Origin of the sequence: Stakelama portus, from assembly GCF_003171655.1 — a bacterium.
GTDB classification, from domain to species: Bacteria; Pseudomonadota; Alphaproteobacteria; order Sphingomonadales; family Sphingomonadaceae; genus Sphingomonas; species Sphingomonas portus.
This window is the reverse complement of record NZ_QFZL01000002.1, coordinates 92,895-108,338: the sequence shown is the minus strand read 5'-3', so window position 1 is coordinate 108,338 and position 15,444 is coordinate 92,895. Positions and strand designations below refer to the sequence as shown.

General features: G+C 65.1%; 14 protein-coding genes. 10 read left to right on the top strand and 4 right to left on the bottom strand.

From position 1 onward, the window contains the following. The first annotated feature begins 46 nt into the window (after nucleotides 1-46). From DKB74_RS05930 to DKB74_RS05885, 10 genes are all read left to right on the top strand, one after another. The gene (locus DKB74_RS05930) at nucleotides 47-691 is read left to right on the top strand and encodes an XrtA/PEP-CTERM system exopolysaccharide export protein (RefSeq protein WP_109807231.1); all 645 of its coding nucleotides are present in this window, start codon (nucleotides 47-49) and stop codon (nucleotides 689-691) included. 17 nt (nucleotides 692-708) lie between these two features. Further along, nucleotides 709-2,220 (top strand): XrtA system polysaccharide chain length determinant, encoded by a 1,512-nt coding sequence (locus tag DKB74_RS05925; RefSeq protein ID WP_109807230.1) that lies wholly within the window; start codon nucleotides 709-711, stop codon nucleotides 2,218-2,220. A gap of 10 nt (nucleotides 2,221-2,230) precedes the next feature. Then, entirely contained in the window at nucleotides 2,231-3,316 is a 1,086-nt protein-coding gene (locus DKB74_RS05920; protein ID WP_109807229.1) for an AAA family ATPase, read from the top strand. Continuing rightward, the gene (locus DKB74_RS05915) at nucleotides 3,313-4,971 is read left to right on the top strand and encodes a TonB-dependent receptor (RefSeq protein WP_109807228.1); all 1,659 of its coding nucleotides are present in this window, start codon (nucleotides 3,313-3,315) and stop codon (nucleotides 4,969-4,971) included. The genes DKB74_RS05920 and DKB74_RS05915 overlap by 4 nt, the downstream gene beginning before the upstream one ends. 27 nt (nucleotides 4,972-4,998) lie before the next feature. Further along, a complete protein-coding gene (locus DKB74_RS05910; protein ID WP_109807659.1) occupies nucleotides 4,999-6,159 on the top strand; it encodes an ExeA family protein in 1,161 nt (386 codons plus the stop codon). Between the two features lie 11 nt (nucleotides 6,160-6,170). Next, the gene (locus DKB74_RS05905; protein ID WP_193504393.1) at nucleotides 6,171-7,013 is read left to right on the top strand and encodes an XrtA system polysaccharide deacetylase; all 843 of its coding nucleotides are present in this window, start codon (nucleotides 6,171-6,173) and stop codon (nucleotides 7,011-7,013) included. Next, nucleotides 7,010-8,083 carry a FemAB family XrtA/PEP-CTERM system-associated protein gene (locus DKB74_RS05900; RefSeq protein WP_109807226.1) on the top strand — a complete coding sequence of 358 codons (1,074 nt, stop codon included), beginning with the start codon at nucleotides 7,010-7,012 and terminating at the stop codon, nucleotides 8,081-8,083. Before DKB74_RS05905 ends, DKB74_RS05900 begins: the two co-directional genes overlap by 4 nt. After that, entirely contained in the window at nucleotides 8,083-9,297 is a 1,215-nt protein-coding gene (locus tag DKB74_RS05895; RefSeq protein WP_109807225.1) for a TIGR03087 family PEP-CTERM/XrtA system glycosyltransferase, read from the top strand. The genes DKB74_RS05900 and DKB74_RS05895 overlap by 1 nt, the downstream gene beginning before the upstream one ends. Next, the gene (gene xrtA / locus DKB74_RS05890) at nucleotides 9,294-10,829 is read left to right on the top strand and encodes an exosortase A (protein WP_109807224.1); all 1,536 of its coding nucleotides are present in this window, start codon (nucleotides 9,294-9,296) and stop codon (nucleotides 10,827-10,829) included. The genes DKB74_RS05895 and xrtA overlap by 4 nt, the downstream gene beginning before the upstream one ends. A gap of 64 nt (nucleotides 10,830-10,893) precedes the next feature. After that, the gene (locus DKB74_RS05885) at nucleotides 10,894-12,786 is read left to right on the top strand and encodes an XrtA/PEP-CTERM system amidotransferase (RefSeq protein WP_109807223.1); all 1,893 of its coding nucleotides are present in this window, start codon (nucleotides 10,894-10,896) and stop codon (nucleotides 12,784-12,786) included. A gap of 176 nt (nucleotides 12,787-12,962) precedes the next feature. Here DKB74_RS05885 and DKB74_RS05880 read toward each other — a convergent pair whose 3' ends face one another. The 4 genes from DKB74_RS05880 to DKB74_RS05865 form a co-directional block, all read right to left on the bottom strand. Further along, nucleotides 12,963-13,397, bottom strand: coding sequence for an MAPEG family protein (locus DKB74_RS05880; protein ID WP_109807222.1), 435 nt, complete (start codon nucleotides 13,395-13,397; stop codon nucleotides 12,963-12,965). 84 nt (nucleotides 13,398-13,481) lie between these two features. After that, the gene (locus tag DKB74_RS05875) at nucleotides 13,482-13,709 is read right to left on the bottom strand and encodes a PEP-CTERM sorting domain-containing protein (RefSeq protein ID WP_109807221.1); all 228 of its coding nucleotides are present in this window, start codon (nucleotides 13,707-13,709) and stop codon (nucleotides 13,482-13,484) included. A gap of 146 nt (nucleotides 13,710-13,855) precedes the next feature. After that, complete coding sequence (locus DKB74_RS05870; RefSeq protein WP_109807220.1) at nucleotides 13,856-14,035, bottom strand: hypothetical protein; 180 nt, start codon at nucleotides 14,033-14,035, stop codon at nucleotides 13,856-13,858. A 205-nt stretch (nucleotides 14,036-14,240) separates the two neighbouring features. Next, a complete protein-coding gene (locus DKB74_RS05865) occupies nucleotides 14,241-15,320 on the bottom strand; it encodes a 1,9-bis(guanidino)-5-aza-nonane synthase (protein WP_109807219.1) in 1,080 nt (359 codons plus the stop codon). Nucleotides 15,321-15,444 lie beyond the last annotated feature (124 nt).

Sequence of the window (15,444 nt, the reverse complement as noted above, 5' to 3'; positions counted from 1 at the left end):
TCGAGACGTCGTCGGCCGGTTCCCGCACAGGGAAGGAGGTTCGGGAATGCGTTTCGTGAAGACAGGCCGGGTGTTGCTGCTGCCGATTGTCGCGGCAATGCTGCTTGCCGGATGCATGGGCGGGGGCGGACGACCCGAGTTGCCACCGGCCGGTTTCGTCGCCGGTTCCGATGCGCCGGGCGAGGAGTATATCATCGGCCCGCTCGACCAGCTTCAGGTCTTTGTATGGCGCAATCCGGAGCTTTCGGCACAGGTTCAGGTGCGTCCCGACGGGCGCATCACGACGCCGCTGATCAGCGACATGCCCGCGGTCGGAAAAACGCCCGCGATGCTCGCCGACGATATCAAGATCGCGCTCAGCGAATATATCAACGACCCGATCGTGTCGGTGATCGTCCAGAATTTCTCGGGCACGTCGAGCCAGCAGATCCGCATCGTCGGCGCTACCGAAAAGCCCGCGTCGATTCCCTATCGCGCGAACATGACGATCCTCGACGCGCTGATCGCGGTCGGCGGCCTTTCCGAATTCGCATCGGGCAATCGCGCGCGTCTGGTCCGGTTCGACCGGGCGAGCGGCCGTCAGCGCGAATATGGGCTGCGCCTGTCGGACCTGATGAAGAATGGCGACACCAGCGCGAATGTCCGCCTGGAACCGGGTGATGTGATCATCATCCCGGAAAGCATGTTTTAACGGAGAGCGTAGCGGGCATGGGCAGTCTGTACGACGAGATACGCGCCGCGCTGCACGCGGTATGGAGGCGCCGGTGGATCGCGCTGGCGGTGGCCTGGGCCCTGTGCCTTGCGGGCTGGTTCGTCGTATCGCAAATCCCGAACAGCTATCAGTCCAGCGCGCGCATCTTCGTGCAGCTGCGCCAGATGCTGCCCAACCAGTCGAACACCAATCAGGTCCAGCAGCAGCGCGACGTCGATCGCGTGCGCCAGACGCTGACCTCTGCGGTCAATCTGGAAAAGGTCGTTCGCGGCACGGCGCTGTCGCGCACCGTATCGACCGATCAGGACGTTGCCGATCGCATCGCCGGGCTGCAATCGGCGATCAAGGTCGTCGCGCAGCAGGACAATCTGTTCGAAATCACCGCGACGTCGAGCGATCCGAAGATCGCCCAGGCAGTGGTGCAGAAGCTGATCGATATCTTCGTCGACGACAATCTGTCGAACGAGCGCAATGAATCGACGCAACAGCTGGCGTTCCTCGATGAACAGCTGGCCCAGCGCCAGCGCCAGCTTCAGGAAGCCGAATCGAAGCGCGCGGAATTCCAGTCGCAATATCTCTCCTCGCTGCCCGGCACCGGATCGCTGAGCGACCGGATTTCGGCAGCGCGCACCCAGCTCGCCCAGGTCGAAAGCGACCTTGCCGCCGCGCAGAGCAGCCTCAACGCCGTCAATGCCCAGATGGCCGGAACGCCCGCAACCGTCGCCAGCGGCGGTGGTGCGGCGGTCGGCCCGGCGCGTGCGCGGGTTGCGGCCATTCAGGGACAATTGGCCGAAGCGCGCGCGCGCGGCTGGACCGACAATCACCCCGATGTGAAGGCGCTGCTCAGCCAGCTTGCTGCGGCGCGCGCTGCCGCACGCAACGAACCCGCCGGTGCGGTTTCGGGGGGCACCACCAACCCGCTCTATCTGTCGCTGCGGTCGATGCAGGCCGACAAGGCGGCGCAGGTCGCGGCGCTGAACCAGCGCAAGCAACAGATTCAGGGCGACCTGGCCCAGCTTCAGGGCAAGCTCAGCGACGCACCCGGCGTCGCCGCCGAACAGGCGCAGATCGAACGCGATTACAGCGTGCTCAAGGATCAATATGACCAGTTGCTCGCCCAGCGCGAACAGGTCAGCCTCCAGGCGCAGGCCCAGACTCAGACCGGTGCCGTGAAATTCAGCGTGATCGATCCGCCCACCGCGCCGCGCACGCCGACATCGCCCAATCGCCCCATGCTGCTTGCCGGCGTCCTCGTCGTCGGCCTGTTCGGCGGGCTTGGCGTCGCGTTCGGCCTGTCGCGGTTGCAGACCACCTTTATCGACGCCCGCAAGCTCGAACGCGCCAGCGGCATGCCGGTGATCGGTTCGATCGGCGAAATCGTCACCGACGCGGAACGGGCGCTGCGTCGTCGTCGGCTGATGCTGTTCGCCGGCGGCACGCTGGCGCTGATGGTGGCGTTCGTCGGCCTTGTCGGGGTCGAATTCATTCAACGCGGCATGGCGGCGTGAGGGGGCAGGCATGAACGATTCCACTCCCCGTCGGTTCAAGGGAACGCTGCTCGAGCGCGCCGCCGAATTCTATCGCTACGCCGATACGGCGCCGGCCCAGCCCGCTCAGCGGGAAGCGCCGGTTCCACCGGCGCCGCAGCCCCAGGTCCAGCCTGAACCGGCTCCGGCGCCGGCACCGCAGCCTGTGTTCGATATGCCGCAGGAGCCCGTCGGCCCGATCCTGCGCCGGGGCAGCGATGTCGATGCGGCAATGCCCGTCCCGCAAGCGCCGCCTGCACCCGTGCCGCCCGCACCCGAGCCGACGGCGCCGGTGGCGACGCCGGTGCCTGCCGCACTTTCCGAACCGACGATGCGTTCGGGTCGCCGCCGCGTGGCGATCGACCGGGAGCGTCTGGCCGAACAGGGGCTGATCGTCCCGGGCAGCACGATCACGTCGCTCGCCGAACAATTCCGCCTGGTGAAGCGTCAGCTGCTGCTGACCGCCCGCGCCGTCGCGGGAGCGGATGCCGACAGCGCCCGCATGGTGCTGGTCGGTTCGGCGCGCCCGAATGAGGGCAAGACTTTCTGTGCGATCAACCTCGCGCTGTCGCTGGCGGCGGAAAAGGATGTCGAGATCCTGCTGGTCGATGCCGATTTCGCCAAGCCCGATGTGCTCCGGCGGCTGGGCGTCGATCAGGGGCCGGGCCTGCTCGACGTGCTTTCGGGTTCGGTCAACGATGTCGAGGATTGCGTTGTCGAAACCGATATTCCCCAGCTGACTCTGCTTCCCGCCGGCACCAAATCGGCAAGCGACACCGAATTGCTGGCCAGCGATCACGCGCATGCGGTTCTCGCCGGGCTCGCCCGGGCCAATCCGCGCCGATACGTCATTTTCGATACGCCGCCGGTGCTGGCGGCATCGCCCGCTTCGGTGCTCGCGCTCCATGTCGGCCAGGTGATGCTGGTGGTGCGTGCCGATCAGACCACCGAAACCGACCTGCGCGAAGCCGTCGCGATGGTCGATGCGTGCGAGCATGTGCAGCTCGTTCTCAACGGCGTTTCGTTTCAGCCGGGCGGATATCGCTTCGGCAATTATTATGAGGATGCGGGCGCATGACCGCCGGAACAGCTTATGGCAGCCGCATGCGGCGCGTGCGTATCGAATGGCTCGGAAGCGCCGCGATCGGCGCGCTGGTGCTGGCGGCAAGCCCAGCCTATGCGCAATCGAGCGGCGGCCGTCATGTTCAGATCAGGCCGCATATCGAAGCAGGACAGGTGCTCAGCGCCGATCTTCAGAGCGGCGACGTGCTGACCTATACCAGCGTCGGTGCCGGCGTCGACGCATCGGTGCAGACGCGGCGCGTACAGGTGCAGCTCAGCTATACCTATACCCACCAGTTTTCGTATGACAGCAACACCGCCGGTGGCGATGTCCATTCGGGTCTCGCGCGCGCTGCGGTCGCGGTTGCGCCGGGCTTCACGATCGAAGCGGGCGGGATCGCCACGCGCGCCCGCTCGGACGTGCGCGGCGATGCTGCGCTCAACACCAACGATCCGAATGTCAGCAATGTCAGCCAGATCTATTCGGCCTATGCCGGCCCCAGCCTTTCGACGCATCTCGGCGCGCTCAACGTCAATGCGGGCTATCGGTTCGGCTATGTCCGTGCAGAGGCGCCCGGTTCGACCGGTGTCGACCCCAGCGCGCCGCAGCTCGACGTCTATGACGATTCGACTTCGCAAACGGCGACCGCCAGCGTCGGCTTCGCATCCGGCACCGTATTGCCCGTCGGCGTCACTGTCAGCGGCGCGTGGGAGCGCGAGGATGCCGGCCAGCTCGACCAGCGCTATGAAGGCAAATATGGCCGTGGTGACGTCGTAATCCCGGTCGCGCGCAGCGTCGCCGTGGTCGGCGGCGTCGGCTATGAAAGCATTCAGATCAGCCAGCGCGACGCGCTGCTCGACGGATCGGGCGATCCGGTCACCGACGGGTCGGGCCATTATGTCTCCGATCCGGCATCGCCGCGCAGGCTGGCCTATGACATGGACGGTCTCTTCTGGGACGCGGGCGTGGTGTATCGCCCCAGCCGCCGGACGATGGTCGAAGCGCGCGTCGGGCGCCGCTATGACGATTGGACCTATACCGGATCGTTCAGCTACCAGTTCGGCCGCGGCAGCGCGCTGCAGGTCGGCGTTTATGACAGCGTTCAGAGCTTCGGGCGTCAGCTGACCGGCGGTCTGGCCGCGCTTTCGACCGATTACAGCACGATCAGCGATCCGTTCGGCAGCACCTATACCGGGTGCGTCACCGGCAATGGCGGAACCGGCGGCGGCTGTCTGAACGGCGTGTTCCAGTCGGTCGCGACCTCCAATTATCGCGCGCGCGGCGTCGACGCGGTGGTTGCGTTCAACGGTGCGGGTACGCGATGGGGAATCGGCGCAGGCTATGCCAGCCGCAAATTCATTGCGCCCGAAACCGGCAGCGGCTTCAGCGTCAACGGCCTGACCGACGAAAGCTTCTATGCCCAGCTGTTCGGATCGAGCAGCATCGGACCGCGCGGCCAGTTGAGCGGCAATGTCTATGTCAACTATTACAACAGCGAGATTCCGGGTTCGGACAATATCTTCGGCTGGGGCGCCAACACGTCCTATTCGCACAGCTTCGGCCGGTTGAGCGCGACTGCGGCCGTCGGCCTGTACGGTTTTGGACGACCGGACCCTTATGACGACAGTTTCGTGGCACAGGGCCTGTTTGGCCTCAGCTATGGATTCTAGCCGGGAAACCCGCCCGGGGAGACGATGATGTACGACGATCACTATGGATTGAGCGGACGGCCGTTCCAGCTGACGCCCGATCCCAAATTCTGGTTCGATACCGCCACGCACCGCAAGGCGATGGCCTATCTCGGCTATGGCCTCAGTCAGGGCGAGGGGTTCGTCGTCATCACCGGTGCGCCCGGCGTCGGCAAGACGACGCTGATGGGGCATCTGCTCGGCGAAATCGATCCCGAACGGCTCAACATCATCAAGATCGTCTCGACTCAGCTTCCCGCCGAGGATCTGTTGCGCACCGTCGCGGCAGGGCTGGGCATCGATGCGACCGGGCAGCCCAAGGCGGCGATGCTGTCGGCGATCGAAAAGGGGCTGCACAACGTCGCCCGCACCGGCAAGCGCACGCTGCTGATCGTCGATGAGGCACAGGCGCTGCCGATCGAAAGCCTGGAAGAGCTGCGCATGCTCTCCAATTTCCAGGCCGGCGGCTATCCGCTGCTGCAGATCTTCCTGCTCGGCCAGCCCGAATTCCGCGACCTCCTCTACGATCCCCGCCTCGAACAACTGCGTCAGCGCGTCATCGCGATGCATCAGCTCGGCGCGATGGAAGCCGATGAAGTCGAACCCTATCTGATCCACCGCCTGTCGGTGGTCGGCTGGCGCGGCAAGCCGCGCTTCACCAACGATGCGATCGCGGCGATGCACCGCTGGTCGGGTGGCAGCCCGCGCAAGCTCAACCAGCTGGCGACGCGGGTGCTGCTGTTCGGCGCGATCGAGCAGATCGAAACCTTTCACGGCGCCGATGTCGAATCGGTGATCGCCGATCTCGACGGCGACACTGCCGAGTTCGCCGGAACGGTCCCGAAACCGGCATCCCCGGTTGTCGAAGCCGAACGGCCGGCGCCGGTGCAATCCCCGTTGCCAGCGTCCCCCGAAAAAGCACGCGACGAAGAGCCGCTGACGCTCGGCCCGGCGGAAATCCGCGCCGCGGCAACCGAAGCGCCCGCGCCGCCCAAATCGCGCAACGACAATCCCGATGTCACGGCGCTGATGCGCCGCATCGAAATGCTCGAAACCCAGCTTCAGTCGCAGGACGACGTGCTCCGCCGGGTGCTGACCCTGCTCGTCGACTGGGTCGAAAGCGACGCGCGGCGGCCCGATATTTCGTCGCTTCGCGGTACGGCGGCCTGAAGGGAGCGCCGATGGTCGTCAATGCCCTGTCGGTCGATATCGAGGACTGGTTTCAGGTCGGCGCCTTCGAAACGGTGATCGCGCGCGAGGATTGGCCCGCGCTCGAAGATCGGGTCGAAGCCAATACCGATGCCGTGCTCGAACTGTTCGACGAAGGCGGGGTCAAGGGGACGTTCTTCACGCTGGGATGGGTGGCCGATCGCCATCCCGCCCTGCTGCGCCGCATTGCCGATGCGGGGCACGAGATCGCCAGCCATGGCTGGGACCATCAACGCGTCTTCACCATGGGGCCGGAACAGTTTCGCAGCGATCTGGCGCGGTCGCGCGCCGCGCTGGAGGATGCCTCGGGCACGAAGGTCGTCGGCTATCGCGCGCCCAGCTTTTCCTTCGATGCACGCACGCCCTGGGCGCATCAGGTGCTGGCGGAGGAAGGCTATGGCTATTCCTCCAGCATCGCGCCGATCCGGCACGATCATTATGGCGTGCCGGACGCCCCGCGCGCCGCCTGGCGTCCGCTGCCCGATTCCCCGCTGATCGAACTGCCGGTCACCATCGCCACGCTGTTGGGCCGCGAAGTCACTGCGGGCGGCGGCTTTTTCCGCCTCCTTCCCGCCGGCATCACCGATCGCGCCGTGCGCGCGGCGAATGCGGCGGGCAATCCGGCGATCTTCTATTTTCATCCCTGGGAAATCGATCCCGATCAGCCGCGCGTCCACGCCGCGCCGCTGAAATCGAAGCTGCGCCATTATGCCCGGCTTGGCGCGATGCGCGGCAAGATCGCCGGGCTGATCGCGCGCCATCGCTGGGGACGGACCGACGGCGTCGTTGCCGCGCTGGCCAGGGGGCTGGCATGAACGCGCCGATGCTGCATCCTGCGATCACGATACGCGCCGCCGATCTGGCCGACCCGACCGAGCGGGCGCGGATCGGCGCCTTCGTGCACGACCATCCCGAAGCAACGCCGTTTCACTTGCCCGAATGGACCGCCGCAGTCGCGCGGGGATGCGGGCAGAAGGCCCATTATCTGATCGCCGAGCGCGGCTCGGGACAGATCGTCGGCGTGCTGCCGTTATGCGAAGTCCATTCGCCTCTGTTCGGCCGGGCGCTGGTATCGGCCGGGTTCGGTGTCGGCGGCGGAATATTGTCGGAAGGTGTCGGCGCCGTCGCGCCGCTCGCGCGGGCGGGGTGGCAGCTCGCCGGGCGGCTGAGCTGTCCGACGATGGAATTGCGCGGCGGCGCGCATCCGGGGACCGGCTGGCATCAGGACAGCGAAACCTATTGCGGATTCGTGCGCGACCTGGCCGGGGACGAGGATGCCGAGCTGCTCGCTGTGCCGCGCAAGCAGCGTGCGGAGATCCGCAAGGCGCTTGCCAATGATCTTGTCGTCACGACGGGCTGTCATGCCAGTGACGCTGCAGCGCATTATCAGGTCTATGCCGAATCGGTTCGCAATCTGGGGACGCCGGTATTCCCCCGGCGCCTCTTTACCGAAGTGCTGCGCGAATTTGGGAATTCGGCGGATATCCTTATAGTGAGCCATGGTGGTGTACCTGTGGCGAGTGTGTTGAGTCTCTACTGGAAACAGACCGTCTATCCCTATTGGGGCGGCGGCACCGCAGCGGCACGCGCGCTTCGCGCCAATGATCGGATGTATTTCTCGCTGATGCAGCATGCTCGCACGCGCGGTTGCACGCGCTTCGATTTCGGCCGTTCGAAGGTCGGGACCGGCGCCGCCGCGTTCAAGAAGAACTGGGGGTTCGAAGCGCAACCGCTCACCTATTTCAAGCGCGCCCGCGACGGAGAGGCGCCGCGCGAAATCAATCCGCTCAGCCCCAAATACCGGCTTCAGGTCGCGGCCTGGCAACGGCTGCCGCTGGCGGTCGCCAATCGCCTTGGCCCCTGGATTTCGCGGGGGCTCGGCTGATGGGCGATATTCTCTTTCTTGCCCATCGGATCCCCTATCCGCCCGATCGGGGGGACAAGATCCGGGGCTTCAACATTCTGAAATATCTCTCGCAGCGCAAGCGCGTGCACCTGATCGCCTTTGCCGACAGTTCGCAGGATCTCAAGCGCAAGGGCGGGCTGGCACCCTATACCGGCAATCGGTCGATCATCTGGCGTTCCAAACCGCAGATCGCGGCGGGGATGCAGGCGCTGTTCACGCATCGCCCGCTGTCGATCACCGCCTTTCAGAACGAAACGCTCCAGCAATCGGTCGACAATATCCTCGCCCGGCATGCGATCGATACGATCTTCGTCTTTTCCAGCCAGATGGCGCAATATCTGCCGTCGCGCCCGCGTCAGCGCGTGGTGATGGATTTCGTCGACATGGATTCGGCGAAATTCGCTGCCTATGCCGAAGGGTCCAAGGGGCTGAAGGGATGGATGTTCGGGCGTGAATCGCGCCTGCTGCTTCAGCATGAACGCCAGGTGGCGGCGCGCGCCGATGCCAGCCTGTTCGTCAGCGAAGCCGAAGCCGCCCTGTTCCGCGAGCGGACCGGCGCGGATCGCGTTCATGTCGTCGAAAACGGCATCGACACCCAATTTTACGATCCGGCGGCGCAGTTCAAACGCATCGATACGATGGGCCCGCTGATCGTCTTTACCGGCCAGATGGATTATCGCCCCAATATCGAAGGGGTTACCTGGTTCGTCGAAACGGTGTGGCCGCATATCCGCGTTGCACATCCCGATGTCCGCTTCGCGATCGTCGGCCGCAACCCCAGCGATGCGGTAAAGGCGCTGGGCAAGGAGCCCGGCGTCGTCGTGACCGGCGAAGTCGCCGATGTGCGCGGCTGGCTGGCGGCGGCATCGGTCGCGGTGGCGCCGCTCAAGATCGCGCGCGGCGTCCAGAACAAGGTGCTGGAGGCAATGGCGATGGCGCGTCCGGTCGTCGCGACCGGAGATGCGGCGCAGGGGATCGATCATGGCGGCACCATCCGCGTCGGGACCAGCGTCGGCGAAATGGCCGAGGCGATCAACGAATTGCTCGCCGACCCCCGCAGCGCGGCGGCACTGGGCGCTTCGGCGCGCGAACGGGTGCAGCAACGCTATAGCTGGGACGCCCGGCTCGCGCCGCTCGATTCGATCCTCGGGCTGACCGGTCGGACGCCGGGTCGCGCGGCGGCGGTGGCATGACGGCGGTGGCGTCTGCGCCTGCAGCGGATCAGGCGAAGGCCGGTTTCGACAGCCGCTGGGTGCGGCATGCGCTGGTGCTCGGCGGCGTCTGGGCGTTGCTCCTGCTGCTGTTCCGGAGCGACACGCGCGACCTTGCGACGATCTATTGGACCAATACCACGTTCGGCCATTGCCTCTTCATCCTGCCGGTGATCGGCTGGCTGGTGTGGCAGCGCAGGAACGAACTGGCGCAGCTTGTTCCCGCCGGCTGGCTTCCCGGCCTCGCGCTCGCCGGGGCGGGCGGCGTTGCCTGGCTGCTCGGCGAAGCGGCACAGGTCGCGCTGATGCGCCATCTGGGGCTGGTGCTGATGCTTCAGGGCAGCGTGGTGACCGTGCTCGGCCCGAACGTGTCGCGCGCGCTGCTCTTTCCGATCGCCTATATGTTCTTCCTCGTGCCCTTTGGCGAAGGGATGCAGGAGCCGCTTCAGGATCTTACCGCGAAGATGGTGATGCCGCTGCTCCATATCGCTGGCGTGCCTGCGACGAGCGACGGGGTGCTGATCACGACGCCCAACGGCTATTTCGAAGTGGCGGAGGCATGTTCGGGCGCCAAGTTCGTGATCGCGATGCTCGCTTACGGCACGCTGGTCGCCAATGTCTGTTACGTGTCGTGGCGCCGCCGTGCCGCCTTCATGGTGATGGCACTGATCGTGCCGATCCTCGCCAATGCGGTGCGGGCGTTCGGCACCATCTATGCCGCATGGATGACGACGGTCGAGGCCGCGACCGGGTTCGACCATATCGTCTATGGCTGGTTCTTCTTCGCGCTGGTGATGGCCGGCGTGCTGGCGATCGGCTGGCGCTGGTTCGATCGCGATCCCGATGCGCGCTGGTTCGATCCGGCCCGGTTTCAGGCGCCGGTCCGCTTTCGCGCCGACGCGCCGGTCGCCGGGCTGCTGGTGCTGGTCGTGGCCAGCCTGTTCCTCACGCTCGGCCATGTCGTCAATGCGCGCGCGACCGAATTGCCGGCCACAGTGGCGCTGCCCGACGTACCGGGATGGGAGCGGGTGCCGCTTTCGGAACGCGCCGCCTGGTCCGCCAATTATCCGGGCGCCGATCATTATCTCCATGGCCGCTATCGCGATGCCTCCGGCGCCACCGTCGATCTGGTCGTAGCCGTTTACGGCAGCCAGCATGAGGGCAAGGAGCTGATCAGCTTCGGCCAGGGGGCGATTCGCGAAAACGACCGCTGGCTGCGCGTTCAGACGCTGCCGCCGCTCGATGGCGGCGCGGCGATCCGCATGCGCGCGCCGGGGCCTGTCGAACGCGAAACCGTCACCTGGTATCGCATCGGCGATACGCTGACGAGCAGCGACAGCCGCGCCAAACTCGCAACGCTTCGGGCAAAGCTGGTGGGCGGCGATCAGACCGCGGTTGCCGTGCTGCTTTCGGCCGAACGCGAAGACACCGACAGTCGTGCCGCCCTGCAGCGTTTCCTCGCGGCGGCGGGTCCGGTCGACGCATTGGCGGATCGTATCGCGCATGGCCGTTGATCGCCGCGCCGCGCTGTCCTAGGCGCGACGGGACGCCAGCGGCAGGGAAGGGGGCGCGGACATCATGTGCGGCATAGCCGGCCTCTATTATCCTCACACGCCCAAACCGGTCGATCCCGCGCGTATCGTGGGGATGACCGACGCGCTCGTGCATCGCGGGCCGGACGGGTCGGGCGTCTGGACCGTTCCCGGCGTGGGTCTCGGCCATCGGCGCCTCTCGATCATCGATCTCGCCACCGGGTCGCAGCCGATGCAGACGGCCGACGGCGCGGTCGTCACGGTGTTCAACGGCGAAATCTATAATTTCATGGAAGTCCGTGCCGATCTGGAGGCACTGGGCGCGCAGTTCGAAACGCATAGCGATACCGAAGTGCTGCTCCATGGCTGGCGTGCCTGGGGGCCGGACATGCTCCGGCGCCTCAACGGCATGTTCGCTTTCGCCATCTACGATGTTGCCGCGCGCAGCCTGTTTCTCGCGCGCGACCGGTTCGGGGTGAAGCCGCTTCATTATGCCGAGCTTTCCGACGGCGCGGTCGCGTTCGCGTCGGAACTCAAGGGGCTGCTGGCGCACCCGCTCGTCCGCCGCGCGGCCGATTTCCATGCGGTCGAGGATTTCCTCGGCCTTGGCTATGTTCCCGACGATGCCTGTATCGTCGCGGGCGTTAAAAAGCTGCCCGCCGGACATTTCCTGCTGCTCGAACGCGGCAAGCCGGTGCCCCAGCCGAAACGCTGGTACGACCTCGATTTCACGCATCGCGCAAAGGGCAAGACGGCCGATCTGGAGGCCGAACTGGTCGATCTGATGCGTCGGGCGGTCCAGTCGCGGATGATTTCCGACGTGCCGCTCGGCGCGTTCCTGTCGGGCGGTGTCGACAGTTCGGCAGTGGTCGCGATGATGGCCGAAGCGAGCAAGGCGGCGGTCAAGACCTGTACCATCGGCTTTGACGAAGCCGATCACGACGAAACCGCGCATGCCCAGGCGATTGCCGAGCGTTTCGCGACCCGGCACAGCATCCGCACCGTCGCCGCCGATGATTTCGCACTGATCGACACGCTGGTCGGCGCGTTTGACGAACCCTTTGCCGATGCCTCCGCGCTGCCCACCTATCGCGTCTGCCAGTTGGCGCGCGAAAGCGTGACGGTCGCGCTGTCGGGCGACGGCGCCGATGAAAGCTTCGCGGGATATCGCCGCTATCGTTTCCACGCTGCCGAGGAAAAGATACGCGGGCTGCTGCCCGAAAGCCTGCGCGAGCCGATCTTTGGCACGCTAGGCCGGCTCTATCCCAAGGCGGACTGGGCGCCGCGTCCGTTCCGCGCCAAGACAACCTTGCTCGCGCTCGCGGAGGGTGGCGAGTTCGCCTATCCCAAGGCGGTCGGCGTCACGCGCCCCGATCTTCGCGACCAGCTTTATACCGATGGCGCGCGCAAGGCGCTGGGCGGCCACGCCGCCGAGCAACGCTATGTCGATGCGATGCGCAATGCGCCCGCACGCGATGCGCTCGATCGCGCGCAATATGCCGATTTCCAGCACTGGCTGCCCGGCGACATCCTGACCAAGGTCGATCGCACCAGCATGGCCGTCAGCCTTGAGGCGCGTGAGCCGCTGCTCGATTATCACCTCGTCGAATTCGCGGCGACCTTGCCGCCTGCGCTGCGTATCCGCGCGGGGCAGGGCAAATGGCTGATGAAAAAGGCGCTTGAGCCGTGGCTGCCGAAGGAAATTCTCTATCGGCCCAAAATGGGGTTCGTGACGCCGGTATCGGCATGGTTCCGCAAGGCGCTGGCCGAGGAAGCCGCCGCGCTGCCGCGCTCGCGCTTCCTGGCTCAGACCGGCTGGTTCGACCTGAAGGCAATCGAGCGGCTCGCCGCCGATCACCGCGCCGGTCGTGCCGAACATGGCCGCACGCTGTGGCAATTGCTGATGCTCGAACGCAGCCTGACGCGCCTGTTCGGTTAGATCCTGTGCTATTTAAATGGAATTACGTTTCCGTTCGCCCTGAGTAGGGGCTGAGCCTGGCGAAGACCCGTATCGAAGGGCCCTTCGATACGCCATTTCGACAAGCTCAATGGCTACTCAGGACAAACGGTCGAAGCTAATCGGGACAGAGTCGGATCACGACCTAGCCCCTACGCTCAATGGCCGTGGAGCAACGCGATCCCGGCATGCAGCGTCAGTGCGACCAGCGCAAAGGTCGACAATACGAACAGCGCGAACCGGATGCTCACGCGGTTGAACGTCGCCTGCACCAGGCTGTGCAGGATGCGCAGGCCGACATAGACCCAGGCGATCCAGGCATTCATCCCGTCGCCCCAGCCCATGATCGCCAGCGTCAGCGCGATGGCATAGAACAGCGTCGGCTGTTCCATCAGGTGATTGTAATTGTGGGAGGGCCATTGCGCCTGTGGCGGCAATATGCGGTCGGCGTCCTTGCCGGTGCCGCCCACCAGATTGCCGAGCTTGATATCGGCTTTGGCCATTGCCGGGAAACGGACCGCAAGCGTCCATAGCAGCATGATCAGCGACCACGCCACGAGCACCACGACAGGCGCGAGAATCTGGCTGTGCATTATCGTTCTCCCCCCGGCGGGCCTTCCGCCGGAGGGCAAACTGCCTTGGTCCGCCGCGCTTCGCAAGCGCAGCGGGATCGGCGATCAGCTTTTGCGGCGACGTGCCCGACGGGCAAGCGCGACAGCGACGATGCCGCCGCCCAGAAGGCCAAGCGTGCCGGGTTCGGGAACCGAAGTCGGCGAACCGCTGGTGCCCTGACCGCCACCGCCGCCCGGGGTGCTTTCCGGAGGAGTCGACGAAGCCTGCGCGACCGCCGGCAGAACTGCTGCCGCGAGCAACGCCGCGCTGGTGATGGTACGGATGTGGCGCATATGTGCCTCCCAATTATTGTGCCGGGAAACACTTAAGCAGAGATCGGGCCAGAACCACCAAAACGCTTAAAAACAATGTGTTACATAGTTAACGGCCTGGCGGAGCCCTTGGTTACTGTAAGTTTAATCGACAGTTTGGCGCCGCCTCATCGCAACCTGGCGATCTTCAGCCCGTCCGCTCGTGCGCGATCCTTCACCGATTCCTCGCTGCGGGTCAGCGCCTTGGCGATCGCCTTCAGCGCCATGCCCTTGCCGGCCAGCGTGTGAAGTTTCTGGATTTCATCGGGCCGCCAGGGCTGACGATGCCGTTCGAATTTCTCTGCCATGCACCGGCTATAGCTGGCCTATGATGCGCTGCCTATCGATGACTTGGGGCGTGGAGGCGAGCCTCGGCCGCTGCGTTTCGGTTCGCGTGTCGTGCCATGCGCAATCGCCGCCAGCGGCTATGATCCGCAACCGCAATAGCCAAGGAAAAACCCGCCGGAGCAGGGTGCTCCGGCGGGTTTTTCGGTTTGCGTTCGATCGCGCGGATCAGGCGAACAGCTTGGCCCAGGCGCGCTTGGCGCGGTCCTTCCAATGGCCGCGATGATAGGCATCGCTGGCGAGCAGCGGCATCACGCTGCCGGCTTCGGCGAACACCATCTGTTCGATGCCGGTGTTGACCTTGCCCCAGCTCGCCGCCTCCTGCAGCGTCGAGGACGAACAGGCGCCGTCGCGGACATCGGCGACAGTGATCTGGACTGCATATTTGTGCACTTCGACATCTTCATGGCCCAGGATTTCGGCGCATACGACCGTGTCCTGAATGAAGTTCTTGGGCACGCCGCCGCCGATCATGAGCAGGCCGGTGGTGCCCGCCTCGATCTTGATCTGCGTAAGCTCGCGGAAATCGGCAATCGCATCGAGCACCATGTACGGGCGGCCTTCCTTGGCGGCATCGACCTGATGCTTGACGAGGCCAAAGCCCGCCGAGGAGTCGACGAACGCCGGGCAGAAGATCGGAACGTCATGCTCGTACGCCAGCTTGACGAGGCTGTTGTCCTTCTTGCCGTGCTCGACAAGGTATTTGCCCATTTCGCGGATGAAGGCGCGCGACGAATATGGCTTGGGATCGAGCGATTCCGCGATCTTGTTGATCGTGTGGTCGCAATCCTGCAGCTGCTCTTCGTCGATATAGGTGTCGTAGATGCGGTCGATATAGAGCGAACGCAGCGTGTCATCGTCAGGGATTTCAAGCGCTTGGTAATGTTTGTGGCCAAGCCCTTCGAAGAAGTCCATGTCGACGATGCTGGCGCCGGTGGCGACGATCACATCGACCATGTTGCTGCGCACCAGCTCGGCATAGAGGTCCATGCAGCCGCCCGCCGAAGTCGAACCGGCGATGACGAGACAGACCGTGCAATCGGGGTCGCTCAGCATCTGGTTATAAATGCCGGTCGCATTCGCCAGGTCGCGGCTGGTGAAGCTCATCTTCTTCATCGAATCGATGATCGGACGCGCGTCGAAGCTGCGAATGTCGATATGCTCGACGGTGCTCGACAGAAGTTCGGCCTTGCGCGTGTCGTTGATCGGCGCGTTGGCGGCTGCGGTCTTGGTCAGGGTATCGGTCATGGGGGTTCTCCCAATCGTCATGGCCAACGTCGTTCAAAAAGGGGACGCGGAAACCCGTTGGCAGAGGCACAGCCTCTTAACCCGTTTGCACTGAGCTTGTCGAAGTGCCGCTCTTCTTCGCTGC

Excerpts from the sequence above, each read along its gene's own strand:
- DKB74_RS05930 (WP_109807231.1), top strand. The coding sequence starts at position 47 with ATGCGTTTCGTGAAGACAGGCCGGGTGTTGCTGCTGCCGATTGTCGCG.
- DKB74_RS05925 (WP_109807230.1), top strand. The coding sequence starts at position 709 with ATGGGCAGTCTGTACGACGAGATACGCGCCGCGCTGCACGCGGTATGG.
- DKB74_RS05920 (WP_109807229.1), top strand. The coding sequence starts at position 2,231 with ATGAACGATTCCACTCCCCGTCGGTTCAAGGGAACGCTGCTCGAGCGC.
- DKB74_RS05915 (WP_109807228.1), top strand. The coding sequence starts at position 3,313 with ATGACCGCCGGAACAGCTTATGGCAGCCGCATGCGGCGCGTGCGTATC.
- DKB74_RS05910 (WP_109807659.1), top strand. The coding sequence starts at position 4,999 with ATGTACGACGATCACTATGGATTGAGCGGACGGCCGTTCCAGCTGACG.
- DKB74_RS05905 (WP_193504393.1), top strand. The coding sequence starts at position 6,171 with ATGGTCGTCAATGCCCTGTCGGTCGATATCGAGGACTGGTTTCAGGTC.
- DKB74_RS05900 (WP_109807226.1), top strand. The coding sequence starts at position 7,010 with ATGAACGCGCCGATGCTGCATCCTGCGATCACGATACGCGCCGCCGAT.
- DKB74_RS05895 (WP_109807225.1), top strand. The coding sequence starts at position 8,083 with ATGGGCGATATTCTCTTTCTTGCCCATCGGATCCCCTATCCGCCCGAT.
- xrtA (WP_109807224.1), top strand. The coding sequence starts at position 9,294 with ATGACGGCGGTGGCGTCTGCGCCTGCAGCGGATCAGGCGAAGGCCGGT.
- DKB74_RS05885 (WP_109807223.1), top strand. The coding sequence starts at position 10,894 with ATGTGCGGCATAGCCGGCCTCTATTATCCTCACACGCCCAAACCGGTC.
- DKB74_RS05880 (WP_109807222.1), bottom strand. The coding sequence starts at position 13,397 with ATGCACAGCCAGATTCTCGCGCCTGTCGTGGTGCTCGTGGCGTGGTCG.
- DKB74_RS05875 (WP_109807221.1), bottom strand. The coding sequence starts at position 13,709 with ATGCGCCACATCCGTACCATCACCAGCGCGGCGTTGCTCGCGGCAGCA.
- DKB74_RS05870 (WP_109807220.1), bottom strand. The coding sequence starts at position 14,035 with ATGGCAGAGAAATTCGAACGGCATCGTCAGCCCTGGCGGCCCGATGAA.
- DKB74_RS05865 (WP_109807219.1), bottom strand. The coding sequence starts at position 15,320 with ATGACCGATACCCTGACCAAGACCGCAGCCGCCAACGCGCCGATCAAC.